This is a genomic window from Streptomyces sp. NPDC107522 (assembly GCF_055657525.1).
The window spans coordinates 1-2168 of record NZ_JBVKAU010000039.1 but is presented as its reverse complement, the minus strand read 5'-3'; the positions used below and the strand labels follow the sequence as shown (position 1 = coordinate 2168).

The following is a 2168-nucleotide window of genomic DNA, read 5'->3' as shown; positions in this document are numbered from 1 at the left end:
GTGCACCACCAGTACTCCTCCAGCGTCTCGCCCTTCCAGGCGAAGACCGGGATGCCCTGCGGGTTGTCCGGCGTGCCGTCCGGGCCAACAGCGATGGCTGCGGCGGCGTGGTCCTGGGTGGAGAAGATGTTGCAGGACGCCCAGCGGACCTCGGCGCCCAGGGCGGCCAGAGTCTCGATGAGCACGGCCGTCTGCACCGTCATGTGCAAGGAGCCGGTGATGCGGGCGCCGGCCAGCGGCTGCGCCTCGGCGTACTCCTTGCGAATCGCCATCAGACCGGGCATCTCATGCTCGGCGAGGGTGATCTCCTTGCGGCCGAACTCGGCCAGGGACAGGTCGGCGACCTTGAAGTCCGCGAACTCAGGGGACACGAATGCTCCTTGAACTGATGACGTTACGGTGGATGTCCAGGGCCGCTGTGGACCTGTTCAGGGTGATGTAGTGCAGTCCGGGCGCACCCTCGGCGAGGAGGCGTTCGGCCATGGCGGTGGCGTACTCGACGCCGATGCGGTGGCCCGTGGCCGGATCGTCGCGGGCGGCTTCCAGGCGGTGGGCCAGGTCCTCGGGGAAGGCGGCGTCGCTCAGTTCGGCGAACCGGCGGATCTGGCGTACGTCGGTGGCGGGCATGATCTCGGGGATGATCGGGATGTCGCACCCGGCCGCGGCCACCCGGTCCCGCAGCCGGAGATAGTCCTCGACGTGGAAGAACATCTGCGTGATGGCGTAGTCGGCGCCGGCGCGGCACTTGGCCACGAAGTGCCGGACGTCGGTGTCCCAGTCGGGCGAGCGGGGATGCCGCTCGGGGAAGGCGGCCACCCCGATGGTGAAGTCCCCCAGTGAGCGGACGAGTTCGACCAGTTGGTACGCGTGGGTGAAGCCGTCCGGGTGCGGCACCCACGGCCCCTTGGGCGCGCCCGGCGGGTCGCCGCGCAGGGCGAGGACGTCCCTGATTCCGGCGTCCGCGTAGGCGCCGATGATGTGCCGCAACTCGGCCACCGAGTGGCCCACGGCGGTCAGATGCGCGACCGGCCGGAGGGTCGTCTCCGCTGCGATACGCCGGGTGACCTCGATGGTCCGGTCCCGGGAGGAGCCGCCCGCGCCGTAGGTCACGGAGACGAAGTCCGGCCGCAGTGCCTCCGCTCGGCGGACCGCCTGCCACAGCGTCCGCTCGCCGGCGGCCGTCTTCGGCGGGAAGAACTCGAAGGAAAAGCTCGTCATGCGCGGCCTCCCGCGTTGAAGTAGCTCGCCTGCGGGTGGTGGACGACGATCGCGTCCGTGGACTGCTCGGGGTGCAGCTGGAACTCCTCGGACAGATGGACGCCGATGCGCTCCGGCTGGAGCAGCCCGGCGATCTTCGCCCTGTCCTCCAGGTCGGGGCAGGCCGGGTAGCCGAGCGAGTAGCGGCAGCCCTGGTACTCGGTGCGCAGCATCCCCTCCAGGTCCGTCGGCTCCTGTCCCGCGATACCGAGTTCGGCGCGGACCCGGGCGTGCCAGTACTCGGCGAGCGCCTCGGCCAACTGGACGGACAGGCCGTGCAGTTCGAGATAGTCACGGTAGGCGTCGGCCGCGAAAAGCCGCGCGGTCTCCTCCCCGATCCTCGAGCCGACCGTCACCACCTGGAGGCCGACCACGTCGATCTCCCCCGACTCCTGCGGTCGGAAGAAGTCCGCGAGGCACAGACGGCGGCCGCGGCTCTGGCGCGGGAAGGTGAAACGGGTGCGCTCGCCGCCGTGCTCGTCCAACAGGATCAGGTCGTCGTCCTTGGAGACACACGGGAAGTAGCCGTGGACCACGGCCGCTTCGAGGAGGTTCTCCGTCTGGAGCCGGTCGAGCAGACCGCGCAACCGGGGGCGGCCCTCGGACTCGACCAGGTCCTTCGTCAGCCCCCACTGCCCCCGGAAGAGAGCCGTCTCGTCGAGCCAGGAGGCGTACTCCTTGAGCTGGATGCCCTTGACGACGCGGGTGCCCCAGAACGGGGGGACCGGCACCGGGTTGTCGGTGACCGTGTCCGAGCGGACATGGCCCTCCTGTGGCCGAAGCTCCTCGACCACCACGGCGGCCGTCGGGCGCACGCGGCGCTGCTTGAGTTCGGGGAGCTTGGCGCCGGGCACGCCGCGCTTGACGCCGATCAGGGCGTCCATCAGGCGCAGGCCCTCGAACGCGTCGCG

3 protein-coding genes are annotated in these 2168 nt (G+C 70.4%); all 3 read right to left on the bottom strand.

Annotated elements, in window-relative coordinates:
- On the bottom strand, positions 1 to 371 hold a 371-nt coding region (locus ACZ7L6_RS43380), incomplete at its 3' end, for an adenosylhomocysteinase (protein WP_471934064.1).
- The gene (gene metF / locus ACZ7L6_RS43375) at positions 361 to 1218 is read right to left on the bottom strand and encodes a methylenetetrahydrofolate reductase [NAD(P)H] (RefSeq protein WP_471934062.1); all 858 of its coding nucleotides are present in this window, start codon (positions 1216 to 1218) and stop codon (positions 361 to 363) included. The genes metF and ACZ7L6_RS43380, both read right to left, overlap by 11 nt.
- A partial coding sequence (locus ACZ7L6_RS43370) for a vitamin B12 dependent-methionine synthase activation domain-containing protein (RefSeq protein ID WP_471934060.1) occupies positions 1215 to 2168 on the bottom strand: 954 nt, incomplete at its 5' end. The genes metF and ACZ7L6_RS43370, both read right to left, overlap by 4 nt.